Source organism: Paenarthrobacter sp. GQ52 (assembly GCF_059759005.1).
On sequence record NZ_JCAXEJ010000007.1, the window covers coordinates 187,511 to 202,093 of the forward strand.

At 63.0% G+C, this 14,583-nt stretch carries 13 protein-coding genes; 7 read left to right on the forward strand and 6 right to left on the reverse strand.

Annotated elements, in window-relative coordinates; genetic code table 11:
* Positions 1 to 32 precede the first annotated feature (32 nt).
* Both AC6CH8_RS12140 and AC6CH8_RS12145 read left to right on the forward strand, forming a co-directional pair.
* Positions 33 to 698, forward strand: coding sequence for a TetR/AcrR family transcriptional regulator (locus AC6CH8_RS12140; protein WP_498190776.1), 666 nt, complete (start codon positions 33 to 35; stop codon positions 696 to 698).
* A gap of 98 nt (positions 699 to 796) precedes the next feature.
* Positions 797 to 2,656, forward strand: a complete 1,860-nt coding sequence (locus AC6CH8_RS12145; protein WP_498190777.1) for a glycoside hydrolase family 15 protein — start codon at positions 797 to 799, stop codon at positions 2,654 to 2,656.
* Here the strand turns inward: AC6CH8_RS12145 and AC6CH8_RS12150 are convergent.
* Positions 2,625 to 2,825, reverse strand: coding sequence for a hypothetical protein (locus AC6CH8_RS12150; RefSeq protein ID WP_420179374.1), 201 nt, complete (start codon positions 2,823 to 2,825; stop codon positions 2,625 to 2,627). The two genes, AC6CH8_RS12145 and AC6CH8_RS12150, sit on opposite strands and share 32 nt — an antisense overlap.
* Positions 2,826 to 2,938: 113 nt before the next feature.
* Positions 2,939 to 3,772, reverse strand: coding sequence for a PRC and DUF2382 domain-containing protein (locus tag AC6CH8_RS12155; protein ID WP_498190779.1), 834 nt, complete (start codon positions 3,770 to 3,772; stop codon positions 2,939 to 2,941).
* Positions 3,773 to 4,216: 444 nt separating this feature from the next.
* Here AC6CH8_RS12155 and gad point away from each other — a divergent pair, with 444 nt between their 5' ends.
* Positions 4,217 to 5,617 (forward strand): glutamate decarboxylase, encoded by a 1,401-nt coding sequence (gad, locus tag AC6CH8_RS12160; protein WP_498190781.1) that lies wholly within the window; start codon positions 4,217 to 4,219, stop codon positions 5,615 to 5,617.
* Positions 5,618 to 5,638: 21 nt separating this feature from the next.
* Positions 5,639 to 6,496 (forward strand): class II glutamine amidotransferase, encoded by an 858-nt coding sequence (locus AC6CH8_RS12165; protein WP_498190783.1) that lies wholly within the window; start codon positions 5,639 to 5,641, stop codon positions 6,494 to 6,496.
* Positions 6,497 to 6,591: 95 nt separating this feature from the next.
* Here the strand turns inward: AC6CH8_RS12165 and AC6CH8_RS12170 are convergent, their stop codons facing one another.
* Entirely contained in the window at positions 6,592 to 7,983 is a 1,392-nt protein-coding gene (locus AC6CH8_RS12170; RefSeq protein WP_498190785.1) for an MFS transporter, read from the reverse strand.
* 199 nt (positions 7,984 to 8,182) lie between these two features.
* On the opposite strand from AC6CH8_RS12170, the gene AC6CH8_RS12175 reads away from it, so the two are divergent.
* Together AC6CH8_RS12175 and AC6CH8_RS12180 are read left to right on the forward strand one after the other, a co-directional pair.
* Positions 8,183 to 9,067 (forward strand): helix-turn-helix domain-containing protein, encoded by an 885-nt coding sequence (locus tag AC6CH8_RS12175; protein ID WP_498190787.1) that lies wholly within the window; start codon positions 8,183 to 8,185, stop codon positions 9,065 to 9,067.
* A 90-nt stretch (positions 9,068 to 9,157) separates the two neighbouring features.
* Positions 9,158 to 9,778 (forward strand): hypothetical protein, encoded by a 621-nt coding sequence (locus tag AC6CH8_RS12180; RefSeq protein ID WP_091463864.1) that lies wholly within the window; start codon positions 9,158 to 9,160, stop codon positions 9,776 to 9,778.
* A 42-nt stretch (positions 9,779 to 9,820) separates the two neighbouring features.
* Here the strand turns inward: AC6CH8_RS12180 and AC6CH8_RS12185 are convergent, their stop codons facing one another.
* Entirely contained in the window at positions 9,821 to 10,279 is a 459-nt protein-coding gene (locus tag AC6CH8_RS12185) for a VOC family protein (RefSeq protein ID WP_420179381.1), read from the reverse strand.
* A 117-nt stretch (positions 10,280 to 10,396) separates the two neighbouring features.
* On the opposite strand from AC6CH8_RS12185, the gene AC6CH8_RS12190 reads away from it, so the two are divergent.
* Positions 10,397 to 12,295: an HNH endonuclease signature motif containing protein gene (locus AC6CH8_RS12190; RefSeq protein ID WP_498190789.1), complete on the forward strand. Its 1,899-nt coding sequence runs from the start codon at positions 10,397 to 10,399 to the stop codon at positions 12,293 to 12,295.
* A 132-nt stretch (positions 12,296 to 12,427) separates the two neighbouring features.
* On the opposite strand, the gene AC6CH8_RS12195 is transcribed toward AC6CH8_RS12190, so the two are convergent.
* Both AC6CH8_RS12195 and AC6CH8_RS12200 read right to left on the reverse strand, forming a co-directional pair.
* A complete protein-coding gene (locus tag AC6CH8_RS12195) occupies positions 12,428 to 13,615 on the reverse strand; it encodes a 4-hydroxybenzoate 3-monooxygenase (protein WP_498190791.1) in 1,188 nt (395 codons plus the stop codon).
* 117 nt (positions 13,616 to 13,732) lie between these two features.
* Entirely contained in the window at positions 13,733 to 14,473 is a 741-nt protein-coding gene (locus tag AC6CH8_RS12200; RefSeq protein ID WP_476117650.1) for an IclR family transcriptional regulator, read from the reverse strand.
* Positions 14,474 to 14,583 lie beyond the last annotated feature (110 nt).

The following is a 14,583-nucleotide window of genomic DNA, read 5'->3' on the forward strand; positions in this document are numbered from 1 at the left end:
CTAGAGCCTGACACTCAACGCAAGGAGTCCACGTGCCCACCGCAGCATCCCAGCGCCTGCCCCTCAGCAGGGAACGAGTACTGGAGTGCGCAGTTGCGATCGCTGACGAATCCGGGCTGGCGGCGCTGACCATCCGCACGCTGGCCCAGAGCATGGGAACCAAGCCCATGTCGCTCTACTACTACGTAGCCAACAAGGAAGAGATCCTTGATGGGATCGTGGATATGGTCTTCAGCGAAATCCAACCGCCGGAACCGGGGGGAGATTGGCGCGCGGAAATGCGGCGGAGGGCTCACGGAGTGCGATCAGCGCTCAGGCGCCACCCGTGGGCAGTCGGGCTGCTGGAAAGCCGGTCCGCACCGGGACCGGCCACGCTCCGGCACCATGAAGCAACGCTGGCAACACTGAGGGAGGCAGGCTTCTCCGTCCAGTTGACGGCCCACGCCTACGCCCTGCTGGACAGCTACATCTACGGCTTCGCCATTCAGGAAGCCGCACTCCCATTCGAGGGCAGGGACACCGCGGCCGAGATCACCAACCCCATCATGGAGCGCTTCGCCACAGGTGAGTACCCGCGCATGGTGGAGATCGCCGTCGAGCACGTCCTCAAACCCGGCTACGACTTTGGCGACGAGTTTGGGTTCGGCCTGGACCTGATCCTTGAAGGTCTCAACCGGCTGAAATCCGGCGGGGAATAAGTGCCTTTCGGCTGGACGCGCGAGTCTCATTGAAGGCGCTCAGGCCAACGGGGTACGGTCAGGCATAGCTGACGACGCCGAATGAGGGAGCTGAGTTCATGGCCAGGATCGAGGACTATGCGATCATCGGAGACCTGAACACTGCCGCCTTGGTGGGTCGCAGCGGTTCCATCGACTGGATGTGCCTGCCGCGCTTCGACTCCCCCGCCTGCTTCGCCGCACTGCTGCACACCCCCGACGCCGGCCGCTGGCTGCTGGCGCCCGCCGGGACAGCGGACGGCGGCGACTGCACGCGACGCCAATACCGTGAGGACACTCTCATCCTGGAAACGGAATGGGAAGTTGACGGCGGATCCGTGCGGGTCCTCGATTTCATGCCCGTCCGTGACGACGCCGTGGATCTGGTTCGGATCGTCGAAGGAGTGTCGGGCGAGGTCACCATGCAGATGGAACTGGTCCTGCGCTTTGATTACGGCCGGGTGGTGCCGTGGGTCCGTCATGGCGAGCACGGCATCAGCGCGGTGGCCGGCCCCGACAGCGCCTACCTCACCACACCCGCTCCCCTGGAGGGCCGGGACAAGCGCACCTTCAGCGAATTCACCGTCCGCGCGGGCGAACGCGTTCCCTTCGTGCTGCGCTGGGCTCCAAGCCACGAACGCGAGCCACGTCGAATCAATCCGAAGCATGCACTGGAGGCGACGGAGTCGTTCTGGCTGGAATGGATCGGCCGCAGCGAGATGACGGGCAAATACAAAGAACCGGTGGAGCGGTCCCTCATCACCCTCAAGGCACTCACGTATGCACCCACGGGCGGCATTGTGGCCGCCGCCACAACCTCCCTGCCCGAGCAAATCGGCGGGACCCGCAACTGGGATTATCGGTATTGCTGGTTGCGCGACGCCACCTTGACCCTGCAATCACTGCTGGCCGCCGGCTACACGGAGGAGGCCGCCGCCTGGCGCGACTGGCTGCTGCGGGCAATAGCCGGCGACCCGTCGGAACTTCAGATTGTGTACGGGCTCGACGGCACCCGGAGACTTCCGGAGGCGGACATTCCCTGGTTGTCGGGTTACGAAGGTTCACTGCCCGTCCGTACCGGAAATGCCGCTGCCCCGCAGCTTCAATTGGATGTGTGGGGCGAAGTCCTGGACGGGCTTTCGCTGACCCGGGCAGCATCCCCGGATGGCACTGTGGATAGCTCCTGGGACATTCAAGTCGCGCTGATGGAGTTCCTGGAAGGGGCATGGGACCAGCCGGACAACGGGCTGTGGGAAATGCGCGGACCACGGCAGCACTTCACCCATTCCAAGGTGATGGCGTGGGTGGCTGCTGACCGAATGGTCAAAGCCGTCCGAACATCGGGCTTCCCAGGTCCTGCCGACAGGTGGGCTGCGCTCCGTAGCGAAATCCATGCAGATGTCATGGCCCAGGGCTTCGACGATGAACTCAACAGCTTCGTCCAGTCCTACGGCAGCAAGGAACTGGATGCGAGCCTGCTCCTGATTCCACGTGTAGGCTTCCTGCCTCACCGGCATCCGCGGGTTATTGGAACTGTGGACGCCATCCAGAAGCGACTCACCGACGACGGGCTGGTCCTTCGGTATCGCACCCAGTCCGGACACGACGGACTCCCGGGTGATGAAGGCGTGTTCCTGGCATGTTCGTTTTGGCTGGTGGATGCGCTGCTGGGAATCGGCCGTTCCGGCGAGGCTACCGAGCTATTTGAGCGACTTCTTAGCTTGCGTAACGATGTGGGCCTGCTCAGTGAGGAATGGGATCCGCGGACGCAGCGGCACCTCGGCAACACCCCGCAGGCCTTCAGCCATTTCCCGTTGATTCACAGCGCCCTGCAACTTCATCAGGGCGAGGCCCACAGCAGCGACACCCCGCTTCACAAACCCAAGCATCCGGACAGCGCCAGTGGCTCTACCCTTCGGAATGATCCTCGCCTTCGGTAGCTGATGGTTCGCCCTTGTGGCTCGCTTCCTCCAAGTGGAGGTCCAGCTTACGTTCGGCTTCGCGCCGACGCTGACCTACGGTCCGCATCTGCTGCGTGGTGGGGTCGCCCCGATCTTCCCACGCTGCGCCGATTGGCGCGGCGGGCTGCACCTGCTCTTGTTCGCCCATACCCCATGGTCCCATCACCAGTTCGTCAGCGATAGCTAAAACTGCCGTTGCGAGGCCCGCTCTGCACGCTCTCCCGGCTCTTTGGGGCGCAGAGCGGGCCTCACAACGTATGTTTAGCGGCGGGTCTCGCCCGTGCCGGTTCCTTCTGTTTCGATCCGCTCCTTGCGGACTTCCTCGTCAACCTTGACGTCGTCCCTCACAGTGTCCTTTTCGAGGCGAACGCGCTCAACAGGAACGGTTTCTTTCTCCACCACGGGCCGTTCCTCGTGCAGGGTGACCTCGTGTTCGCTCTCGGTCAGATCCGGACCGGACACGGCGTCGCCGGCGTTGGCGTCCGTGATGGGCTCGCGCTCCAAACGGACTTCTTCGCGCTCTACCGGCACCGTGGTGGTGACGTTTTCCGTGGTGATGTACTTGCGCAGCCACGCCCTACCGGTGGCTTGCCGTTCGGTACCCACGTTCAACTGTTCTTCCGACCTGGTCATGGCGTCGTCGTCGCGGTTGGTGTCTCTATCCCGCGTGTAATTGGCGTCTGTGTCCACAGCATCCCTAGTGCCGGTAGTGCCCGCCGTCCCGACCGTGCCGGTAGTGGTGCCGGCATAGTCACCATGGCCACTGAAGCTGTCCCTGCCCTCAAGTCCATAGTGGTTGTACAGGCGGCTCTCCTCGCCCGGATCCAGGTGCCCGTCTTCGGCCACACGCGGGGCATCCTTGATGTGGTCCTTGCTTAAGGGAACCACCACGTCGTCACCTTCCACCGTGGCGTCCTGCAGGGGAATGAACGATTCCGAACTGCCAAAAAGGCCGGTTTTGACGGTCACCCAGGTGGGCTCACCCGTGTCGTCGTCGGTGTAGAACGTGCCAATGGAGCCGACCTTGTCACCTTCGGTGGTGCGGACGTTTCCGTTGAGGCCCATCAAACGGTCAATGTTTTCCCTCGCGAGCATGATGTCTCCTTGGAATGCGGTTCTCTTACTGTGGATTGCCAAGCGGGCTGCATCACCAGGCATGGTTTCCGGACGCCGACAGGGACTCGAATCAACCCGTCGGCTTTAAGGAACACCAAATAATAAGCATGCTTAGTGTTTGCTTGGCAAGCCCCAATTGAAGAATCAATGGCGCTTGCCACGCCCAGGATTTCACTGTGATGAGTACGGGTTCCGGAGGGAGATTCCGGACTAGCCTCAGCTTGCGCTGGACTTCACTGGCTCTAACTTCACAAGCGCTAACTTGACCGCCACCAGGGCGAAAAGAGCGTACGACGGCGAGCTACCGCCGTCGTACGCTCTTTGCAGCGCTTCAGAAGCTTGGGTGGGCGGCCCGTCCCGGGTAGCGTGAGCCGAGGACAGGTTGCGCCCCGCCGCGAGCGGACGATCCCAAGGAGTTGCCCCATGAGCAGATCCCACCGAGCGTCACAGCATGAACCGGACACCGCCGTCGAACTCAATCCCTTGTTCAGCAGGCCCGGAGAATCCAACATTTTCCCCCGCTTCACCCTGCCGGACGGCGAATCGTTGCCGGCCACGGCTTACCAGGTTGTCCACGACGAAGCGATGCTGGACGGCAATTCGCGGCTGAACCTGGCCACGTTCGTCGGGACATGGATGGAGACGGAAGCATCCAGGCTTTATGCCGAGACGTTCGACAAGAACATGATCGACAAGGACGAATACCCGCAGACAGCACTGATCGAGACGCGCTGCTGGCGGATGCTCGCGGACCTGTGGAATGCGCCGGATCCCGAGAAGAGCATCGGCACCTCCACCATCGGGTCCTCCGAGGCCTGCATGCTTGGCGGCCTGGCCTTGAAGCGACGCTGGCAACATGACCGGCGCGCTGCCGGCAAGTCCACGGAGAAGCCCAACCTCATCCTCAGCTCCGCCGTCCAGGTGTGCTGGGAGAAGTTCTGCAATTACTGGGACGTGGAGCCCCGGTTCGTCCCGGTCTCGGCCGAGCATCCCACCTTGGACGGCCATGACCTGGACAAGTATGTGGACGAGAACACCATCGGCGTCGTCGCCATCCTGGGCGTCACCTACACCGGCAAGTACGAGCCGGTGGAGCTCATCTCCGAGGCCTTGGACGAGATTCAGGCACGTCGCGGACTGGACATCCCCATCCACGTGGACGGTGCTTCCGGAGCCATGGTGGCACCGTTCCTGCAACCCGGAACCGTGTGGGATTTCCGGCTCCCCCGCGTCGCTTCCATCAACACCTCCGGCCACAAGTACGGACTGGTGTACCCGGGCTTGGGCTGGGTGGTGTGGCGGGACGCGGCGGCACTCCCCGAGGACTTGATCTTCCACGTCAGCTACCTCGGCGGGGACATGCCAACGTTTGCGCTGAACTTCTCCCGGCCCGGCGCCCAGGTGTTGCTGCAGTATTACCTGTTTCTCCGGCTCGGCTTTGCCGGATACAGGTCTGTCCAAGCGACGTCCAGGGATGTGGCACTTTACCTCTCCAGCGAGATCGGGGCGATGGACGCGTTCACCCTCTGGAGCGACGGGTCGGATATCCCGGTATTCGCATGGCAGCTCAGCGATGGCCACACGGAGCATTGGGACCTTCACCACCTCTCGGAACGGCTCAGAATGAACGGCTGGCTGGTTCCGGCCTACCCGTTGCCCGATGGGTTGAGTGAGGTCACAGTCCAAAGGATCGTAGTCCGCAACGGTTTCACCCGGGACCTCGCCTCCAGCTTCCTGGCTGACCTCAAGAAGGAAATCGACTACCTCGATAGCCTCACGGCGCCGATGCCCACGGACAAGCAGTCAGAAGGCTTTCACCACTAACTCCGGGAAGGGAAGTTCCATATGTGTCGGCTCTTCGGGCTCCACGCCGGTCCACGGCCGGTGCGTGCCACCTTCTGGTTGTTGGATGCGCCGGACAGCCTCTCCGTGCAAAGCCGACGCGAGCCCGACGGCGCCGGCATAGGTACGTTTGATACGGCAGGCAGGGCGCATGTAGCCAAACAGCCTTTGGCGGCGTGGGAGGATCACTCTTTCGCCCGCGAAGCGAGGGATCTGAAGAGCACCACGTTCCTGGCCCATGTGCGGTACGCCAGCACCGGCGCGCTCACCATGGCCAATACGCACCCGTTCGAGCAGGACGGGCGGCTGTTCGCGCACAACGGTGTTCTCCACGGTTTGGACCAACTTGATCAGCGCCTCAATGAGCTCGGCGTGATGGACCTGGTGCTGGGACAGTCGGACAGCGAGCGCCTTTTCGCACTCATCACGGCGGAAACACGCCTCGCCGGAGGGGACGTAGGGACCGGCATAGTGAGAGCCATCAACTGGGTCGCTCGGGAGCTCCCCGTTTTCAGCCTCAACTTCATCCTGACCACCGCAACGGACATGTGGGCGCTGAGATACCCGGCCACCCACGAGTTGTACGTGCTTGAACGGCAGGCCTCTGCATCTGCCCCGCTCGACGCCCGAAGTCATCGGATCCGTTCGAAGAGTAGCGAGCTCTCCCGTTCCCCGCTTGTCCTCTTCGCCACCGAACCCATGGATTCCAATCCTGGCTGGCGGCCCATGGAGTCCGGCGAGCTGGTTCATGTCGGTCCGGATCTCTCCGTAACTTCCACTGTTCCGTTGCCGAAAGCTCCTTCGCATCGGCTCACCCTCGCCGATCTCGAACCGACCGCGGCGGCGTCGCAGCAGCCTTGATCGCCGCTTCGGCGGTCCGCACCAAACGCGGGAAACGCACGACGGCGACCTGCCGCCGTCGTGCGTTTCCCCGCCAACGCGCCTCGTCAGGTATGTCAGGCAGCGACTGGTGCCGCTTCCTTCTTGAGGAACACCGCCACGGCCGCGGCAGCCGCGAGGCAAAGGGCCGCATTCACGGCGATGGCTACCGTGACGCCGTTCAGCACCGCGGGTGCGTCGTTCGCGCCGAGGGCAAGGAGCTGAGCGGTGAATACCGCGCTCATCACCGGGATCCCCATGGTGATGCCGATCTGCTGGCTCATGGTTGCCAGCCCGATTGCCATGCCTTGATCTGCGTCGGGCAGCCCTGAAGTGGCGGTCACCATGAAGCCCACGATGACCACCAGGTTGGCGACACCCCCAATGAATGTCGCCACCAGGAGGAGCCCGATGGACCCCGGATCCGAGCTGAGCAACACCAGCGCTCCGGTGGCCGCTGCCTGAACCACGAACCCGTACACGATTGCCCTTTTGCTGCCGACCCTCGCAATGACTTTGGGTCCGAGCATGCCGCCGAGCACCGTGCCCAAGCCCAGGACGGCGAAGGAAAGACCCGCACCGAGCGGCGTATAGCCGAGGACCTGCTGCAGGTACAGGGTTAGCAGGAACACCAGCGATGTCTCGGTAACGAATGCCAGGACTCCGGCGACGTTGCCCCACGCCACGCTCGAACGCTTGAGGATGGCAAGAGGCACCAGCGGATTCGGCGCCCGGCTTTCAACCATGGCAAACACCGCAAAGAGGACGACGGCGGCCGCAAGCGCACCGAGCGTCAGAGGGTGGGTCCAAGTGTGTTCGGCGGCATGCGTGAGGCCAAAGACGAGTGCGAGCAGGCCAAGGGTGACCGTAACGGCGCCGGGAACGTCGAGCCGTAGCTTGGACGTTGCCCGGCTTTCGGCGAGTACAACGGGTGCAATGAGGAGAACGGCTGCCGCAACGGGCACATTGATGAAGAACGCCCACCGCCAGCTGAGGAGGTCGGTCAGCAGCCCACCCAGGATCGCCCCAGTGGTGAATCCGGCGGCCATCAGGGACCCATTGAGCCCGAGTGCTTTGTCCCGAAGAGGGCCTTCCGGGAACGAAACCAGAAGCAGTGACAGGGCCGCCGGTACCACCATCGCCGTTGCGATGCCTTGGCCCACCCTTGCCAGCAGCAGCAACGCCGGTTCAGTGGCCAGGCCACCAGCCAGTGATGCTGCCCCGAGCAGCGCCATACCGATCAGGAACATCCTCCGCCGACCCGCCAAGTCCGCCACTCGGCCGAACAGCAACGTGAAGCCAGCGGCGCACAGTGCAAAAGCCGTTGCGACCCATTGGAGGTTTTCCAGCGAGAAACCGACGTCGGAGCCGATTGCGGGCAGTGCGACGTTGAGGATCGAGAAATCGACGGCCAGCGTGAAACTCGCTGCCAGGAGGACGATGAGCGCCAGCCGTTGTTTGGTGGTCATGCTTTGTGGGGCCTTGTCTTGTGGGGCCCTGCTTTGTGCTGGCTCGATGTGGGGATGGCTGGCTCTAGTGGTTGTTGGCATGCGTTTGGTTGTTGGCATGCGTTCAGCGTGGCCGTCTTCGTGTGCGGTAACCACACCCCGCTGTGCGTACCACTGGCAGTGACAGGACAACCCCGGCAATTAGCTGAACAATGGGGGCATGGGTACACATAGCGAACTTGGGGAGTTCCTTCGCATCCGTCGGGCATCCTTGCAGCCCGAGGACGTGGGCGTCCTAAATTACGGCATCCGGCGCGTCCCTGGCCTGCGACGGGAGGAACTGGCCATGCTGGCCGGAGTCAGCACTACGTATTACACACGGCTGGAGCAGGGCCTGAGTACAAACGCCTCAGAAGCTGTCATCGATGCAATCGCTCGTGCCCTGAACCTCAGCAAAGACGAACGCGTGCATCTCTTCAACCTGGCTCGTCCGGGAAAGACGAAACGCCGCACGCCGGCAAAGCCGGACAAAGTGCGGCCGGGGACACTGCGGTTGATCCAGTCCATGCCCGGCACTCCGGCGGTGGTGCTGGGGCGTCGAAGTGAAGTGTTGGCGTGGAACTCCTTGGGACACCGGCTCGTTGCCGGCCACCTGGACTTCGCAGCGCCCGAGGCCCCCTCTACTCGTCCCAACATGACCCGACTGTTATTCCTCGACGATCACACACGGGAGCTGTACACGCGTTGGCCGGAAGAGGCGAGAAGGGCGGTCGCGTCATTGCGCCTCGTGGCGGGAAAATCTGCCGATGACCAGGAACTGGCGTCCCTGGTTGGTGAGCTGACCTTGAAAAGCCCTGATTTTGCGAAGCTCTGGGCCCGACACCCGGTGGAGAACTGCATGTCCGGTGTGAAATACCTGCACCATCCTGAAGTGGGATATCTGGAGCTGAGCTTCGAGGTACTCACGCCGCCGGACGAATCGGGGCATCGGGTGCTCCTGTACGCCGCAGACCCGGGATCAGCGGCTGCGGGAGCCCTGCAGTTGCTTCAGGTTTCAGGTGACACCCGGAAAGTCCCGCGCGGTTTGGCGGAAATCGACTCATAAGGCATGCGGCACTTTAGTAAGTATGCTTGCTTTCTTGTCGGGGGTGGTGTTTTGCTTGATTAACCAAAGGCACCCGGATTAGGAGCTGACATGGTCTACGAAAATGGTGCGGGCTCAAGCACTCCCGAAGCCCGTAGGGACGACGTCGTCCGAGCGGAAAAGGAACGCTTCGGCGGCATCAAATGGGGCTCGGCTTTCTTTGGCTGGCTGACGGCCATCGGGATGACGGTCCTGCTCAGCGCCTTAGCCACGGCCATTGGCGTGGGGGTAGGAGCAGCGAATCCGTCCGGCGCCGAACAGGCGGCAGACCAGGCCCAGCAGAATGCGGAAACCTTGGGCATCGTCAGCGGAATCGTCCTCGCAGTGGTCTTGTTCCTGGCCTACTACTGCGGAGGGTACGTCGCTGGCCGCATGGCCCGTTTCGACGGAGCCAAACAGGGGCTCGCCGTGTGGCTGTGGGGCATCATCATCGCCATTATCGTGGCAGTCCTCGCGGCGGTGGCCGGGAGCCAGTTCAACATTCTCGACAATCTCAACGGCGCACCGCAGATTCCCGTCGACGGAAGCCTGATGACCACCAGCGGCATCATCGGTCTCGTCATCGCCCTGATCATCCCCCTACTCGGCGCCATCGTCGGCGGCAAGGCCGGCATGCGCTTCCACCGAAAGGTCGATCAAGCGGGCATCGATCACCAAGACGGAGTCGTCTGATAGGCGCCGCCCAAAGTTGGGGCCGGCACACGCGACACTGGCTCAAGGTCGTTTGAAACCCGCTTTCGAGCTTCGTTCTTCGATGGCTTCAAGCTCTTGGAACAGCGTGATCTGGAGACCTGCGGGTGCTTCGAGTCGCGAATTCAATGACTTCCACGGGGTTTCCCTGGGTTCAGCAATCAAGGTGCCCCCTGCTTCGACCAAATCTCTAGTGGTTGCTGCGGAATCATCCACTTCGAAGGCTAGGCGAATCTTGGCACTGGGCTGGCCGTCGGCCTCTACCTGGTCGATCAGCCGCACTTGGGCGGGGTTGGAAATCTCCAGGGTAGCCCGGCCGGCTTCGAGGATAGTGACGCGCGCATCCCCCTCTCCTTCGAAAGCAGCCTGCTCGGTGAGGCCCAGGGCATCGCGGAAAAATGCCACCGCAGCTTCGTAGTCCTCAGCCTCCACGACGAGGCGCAACTGCCGGACCGGTGATTTTGGACTTGGATCAATAGTCATGTTTGTACGGTAGGTCCTGGAGCCCCGATCTTTCGACAACCTGAGCCGTGGACTGACTTTTCCACATGGCGTCAATGAGGGCTGATAGATGTGGCGCCATCCTGACAGAGTTGAGTTATGGAAGGCATAGGGCAGGTTTTGGCGCGGCGGACGGGTTCGTCCGACGCCAGTGAGATGCCCACGCGCGTCTCGCCCTCCCCGCTCGACACGTTTTCCCCGCTTCCAACGCGTGAGCGCCCGACGACGGCAGACGCCGACGCGGAAACCTCACTGGTTCCTGAGCTACTTCTTCGACTCGCGTCGGCGCCCGTTGCCCAGGAATCTGCGCCTCCAAGGTCCCGCGAATGTTCCACGCCCGAAAATGCGGCGCGCGAGGAGGAGGTGCCCCAGCAGTTGCCCTCGCCCAAGGCCTCCGCCCCCGAGCAGGCGCCGGAGCCGCTACGGCCGGAGTTGCTGCGGCCGAAATCCTCGGCGCCGGGTTTGCCAGTAGTGGAAGCGGCGCTCCATGAGTGTGCTGCCGCAGCGGATGCGTTGCGATCAATGGCGGCCGATGAAGCGCGGTTGTTTGGTTTTGTTGAGGCTGCCGATTTCGCGGGCAGGGTCGAGGAGATCTCCCGGTCGTTGGAGTACTTGCAGGTCGTCGCGGCGCAGGCGGTGGAACGGACCCGGAAGGAAGGACAGCAAGCGTCGCCGGGGCTGTCCGCGTTCGGGGCCGGGCCGGGGTGGCGGACGGGGTGGACTGAACCAGAGCCAGCATCCGAAACCCCGGCAAGTTCTGTGAACGCGGCGATGTCCTCGGAAGTTCGCAGTACCCCAGATGCGGCTACAGCGGCCGCCGATTCAGTGAGCCCTTTGGATGACGGGTACCGGAATGCCGCTGAGTTCCTTCGGGCCCGGTTGCGGATCAGCATCGGGGAAGCCCGCCGCAGGCTCGCCCTCGCCCCCGACGTCCTGCCCCAGGCGGGAATCGCCGGGCAACAGATCCCGGCCCGACGCGAAGTCCTGGCCGACGCCCTCTCCTCAGCCCTGGTACCGTCCCGGTCCGCGACGATCATCAGCACCGCCCTGGACACAGTCCGGCAACTCACCGATGAGGACACCATCACCCGGATGGAACACGCCCTCACCACCACCGCGATGGAATCCGACCCGGACTTCGTCACCAAAATGACCAAACGCTGGACCGACAGGATCGACCAGGACGGTACCGAACCGTCCGAAGAAGTCCTCCGCCAACTCCAAGGCGCGTTCCTCCGCCGCCGACGCCGCCACGGACTCCACCACCTCGAAATCTTCGCCACCGCCGAACAATACGAAACCCTCACCACCGCCATGAACACCGCCACCAACCCACGACTCACCACCGGCAACAATCCCACCGGCACCAATCCCAGCGGCAGCAAGCCCAGCGGCCCGGACCTGGACCGCCGCAGCCGGGCCCGGAAACTCCTCGACGGCCTCGTCGGAGCCTGCGCCCTGGCGATGACCACCGGGAAACTGCCCTCCAACGGCGGACTCCGACCCCAACTCACCGTCACCATCGACGAACGCGACCTCTTCGAACAAGTCAACGACCACCAACGACTCAGCACCGGCACAGCAACCTTCACCGGCCCGATCCACCCGAACACCATCCGCAAAATCGCCTGCGACGCCGACATCATCCCCGTCCTCCTCGGAACCGACTCCCGCGTCCTGGACATCGGCCGCACCACCCGGATCTTCCCACCCCACATCCGCAAAGCCATCACCGCCCGCGACGGCGGCTGCGCCTTCCCCGACTGCACCATCCCCGCACCCTGGTGCGAAGCCCACCACACCACCTACTGGTCAAACGGCGGCACCACATCAACCAACAACGGCACCCTGCTCTGCAGCCACCACCACCACCTCATCCACAAGGAACAATGGCGCATCGACATCACCACCGGGGTCCCCTGGTTCATCCCCCCACCCCACCTCGACCCCCAACAAACACCACGACGTAACCACCACCACACACCCCAGAGAACATAAAGGTGGTGTAGCCCGGCTGACATGAGTCGGGGTGCGCGCGGATGCTGCCTGTTGCCTGCTCACCCGGGTGCTGCCTGCCACCCGCTTCACCCGGGTGCGCCGGTGCCGCCTACTTGCGACCAGCGACCAGACCTACCGCGAAGTCGGCCAGCCTGTGTACGACTCAGCCAGATACGCCTTGGCGTGCTCAGATGTGACAACGGAGTGAAGCTCGCCAAGCTGTCGGGCGCGATCGAAGTCGTCGGCTCCGGGAACGGTGTGAAGCATGGACGTCATCCAGTAAGAGAAGTGCTGGGCCTTCCACACACGGTCCAGGGCCCGCTCGCTGTAGGAATCGAGCAGCGCAGTCGAACCGTTCGAGTAGAACGAATCGAGGCCTTCGAAGAGCACCTTGACGTCGTGGATGGCCAGATTGAGGCCCTTGGCGCCGGTGGGTGGGACGGTGTGCGCAGCGTCGCCTGCGAGGAAAAGGTTGCCGTGACGCATGGGGGTGTGCACGAAGCTGCGGAAAGGCAGGACCATCTTTTCCAGGACAGGTCCTTCCTTGAGCTCAAAGCCGTTGCCGTTGACGCGCTTGCGGAACTCGGACCAGATGCGTTCGTCGTCCCAGTCGGCAACGTTTTCCTTGGGGTCGCACTGGAAGTACATGCGCTGGACAGTTTCGGTGCGCTGGCTGATCAAGGCGAAGCCGTTCGCAGAGTTGGCATAGATGAGCTCGTCGGCGCTGCGGGGGGCCTCCGCGAGGATTCCGAACCATGCGAACGGATACTCGTGGAAGTACCACTTTCGGTTTGCTTCGGGGATCTGGAAGCGGCAGTGGCTGCGCGACCCATCGGCACCTACCAGGAAGTCGGCCTGGATTTCGAAATCCTGACCGTCGGCGTCGGTGAACCAGACTTTCGGCTTGCCTTCGAGGTTGTGCACAGTGGTGTCGGTGACGCTGTATCGGACGTCGCCGCCGTCGGCCTCGCGCTTCGCGGCGAGGTCCATGAACACGTCCGTCTGCGGGTACAACCACACGGACTCACCCACGAGTTCCTTGAAATTGATGCGATGGCTTTCACCGTTGAAGCGCAGTTCAATGCCGTCGTGCCGGTCACCTTCGCGCAACACGCGGTCCGAAACGCCGGAATCGACCAGCAGCTTAACGGTGCCGTGCTCGAGAATTCCAGCGCGGACAGTCTCCTGAATTTCCTTACGGCTGCGGATCTCCACCACCACGGATTCGATGCCCTGCTTGGCCAGCAAGTGCGAGAGCATGAGGCCCGCGGGACCTGCGCCCATGATGGCGACTTGGGTCGTGATTGGTGTACGTGCCATGGTTTTCCTCGCTTCGTTGCGGATCCCGGCTTACTCGGAAGCGGGATGAATCTGGAATCAGTGTGGCCCGCATGGCGTGATTGGCGTTACAACAATTCCGTTGAACGGAAGGAAGGGCTAGTCCCCCAATTGGCGGCCAATCCCCCGGGCCGCTGTCTGGAGCGCGGGCACCAGAGCCTGCAGCCGCATCTCCGCAAGGGGCACCACTACTCCGAGCGCCGCCACGGTTCGACGCTTGGCATTGATCACCGGCACGGCAATGCCCCACGTGTCCGGGTCCACCACGCCAGCCAGTTGCGCGTACCCCTGTTGGGCTGCTTCGGCCAGGAAATGACGCACGACGTCGGCGCTCACCTTTCCAGCCGGATCTGCGAACTGCTCGAGGTACTCCGCCTGCAGTTCACGCGGCTGGTGGGACATCAGGGCAAGACCCGCAGAGGAAATGTGGACCGGCATCCGTCCGGCGATACGCGCCCGGTTGGCTACCGACCCCCGCCGGGAAAGCCGCTCCACAAAAAGGGCTTCCCATCCGTCAAGCACAGCCAGATTCACGTTCTGGTTGAGGACTTGCTGAATGTCTTCCATGAAGGGCATGGCTGCCTGTCGCAGAGCCAGCGTGGGCGAATTCCGGTTGACGAGCTCCCACAAACGCAGTCCCAAGCGAACAGTCCCGCCGGCACCAAGATCCAGCAGTCCATGCTCGGAAAGTTGCCGGACCAGCCGATGAGCTGACGACAGCGGGAGTCCGGCGCGGTCGGCCAGTTCGCTCAATTGAAGGGAGGTCACCCCTTCCGGGAAAGCTTCCATGACCCGCACAACACGGTCCACCACGGAATCGCCGGATGCTGAGTTGGCCACATGGACTCCTGGTTTATCGGTCAGCGTTCTGGGTCATAGTTCTCGGGCACGCCTGACCACTGCTACTTGGTCACTCAGTGACATGTACCCCTGAGCTGTCTTCCATTCAA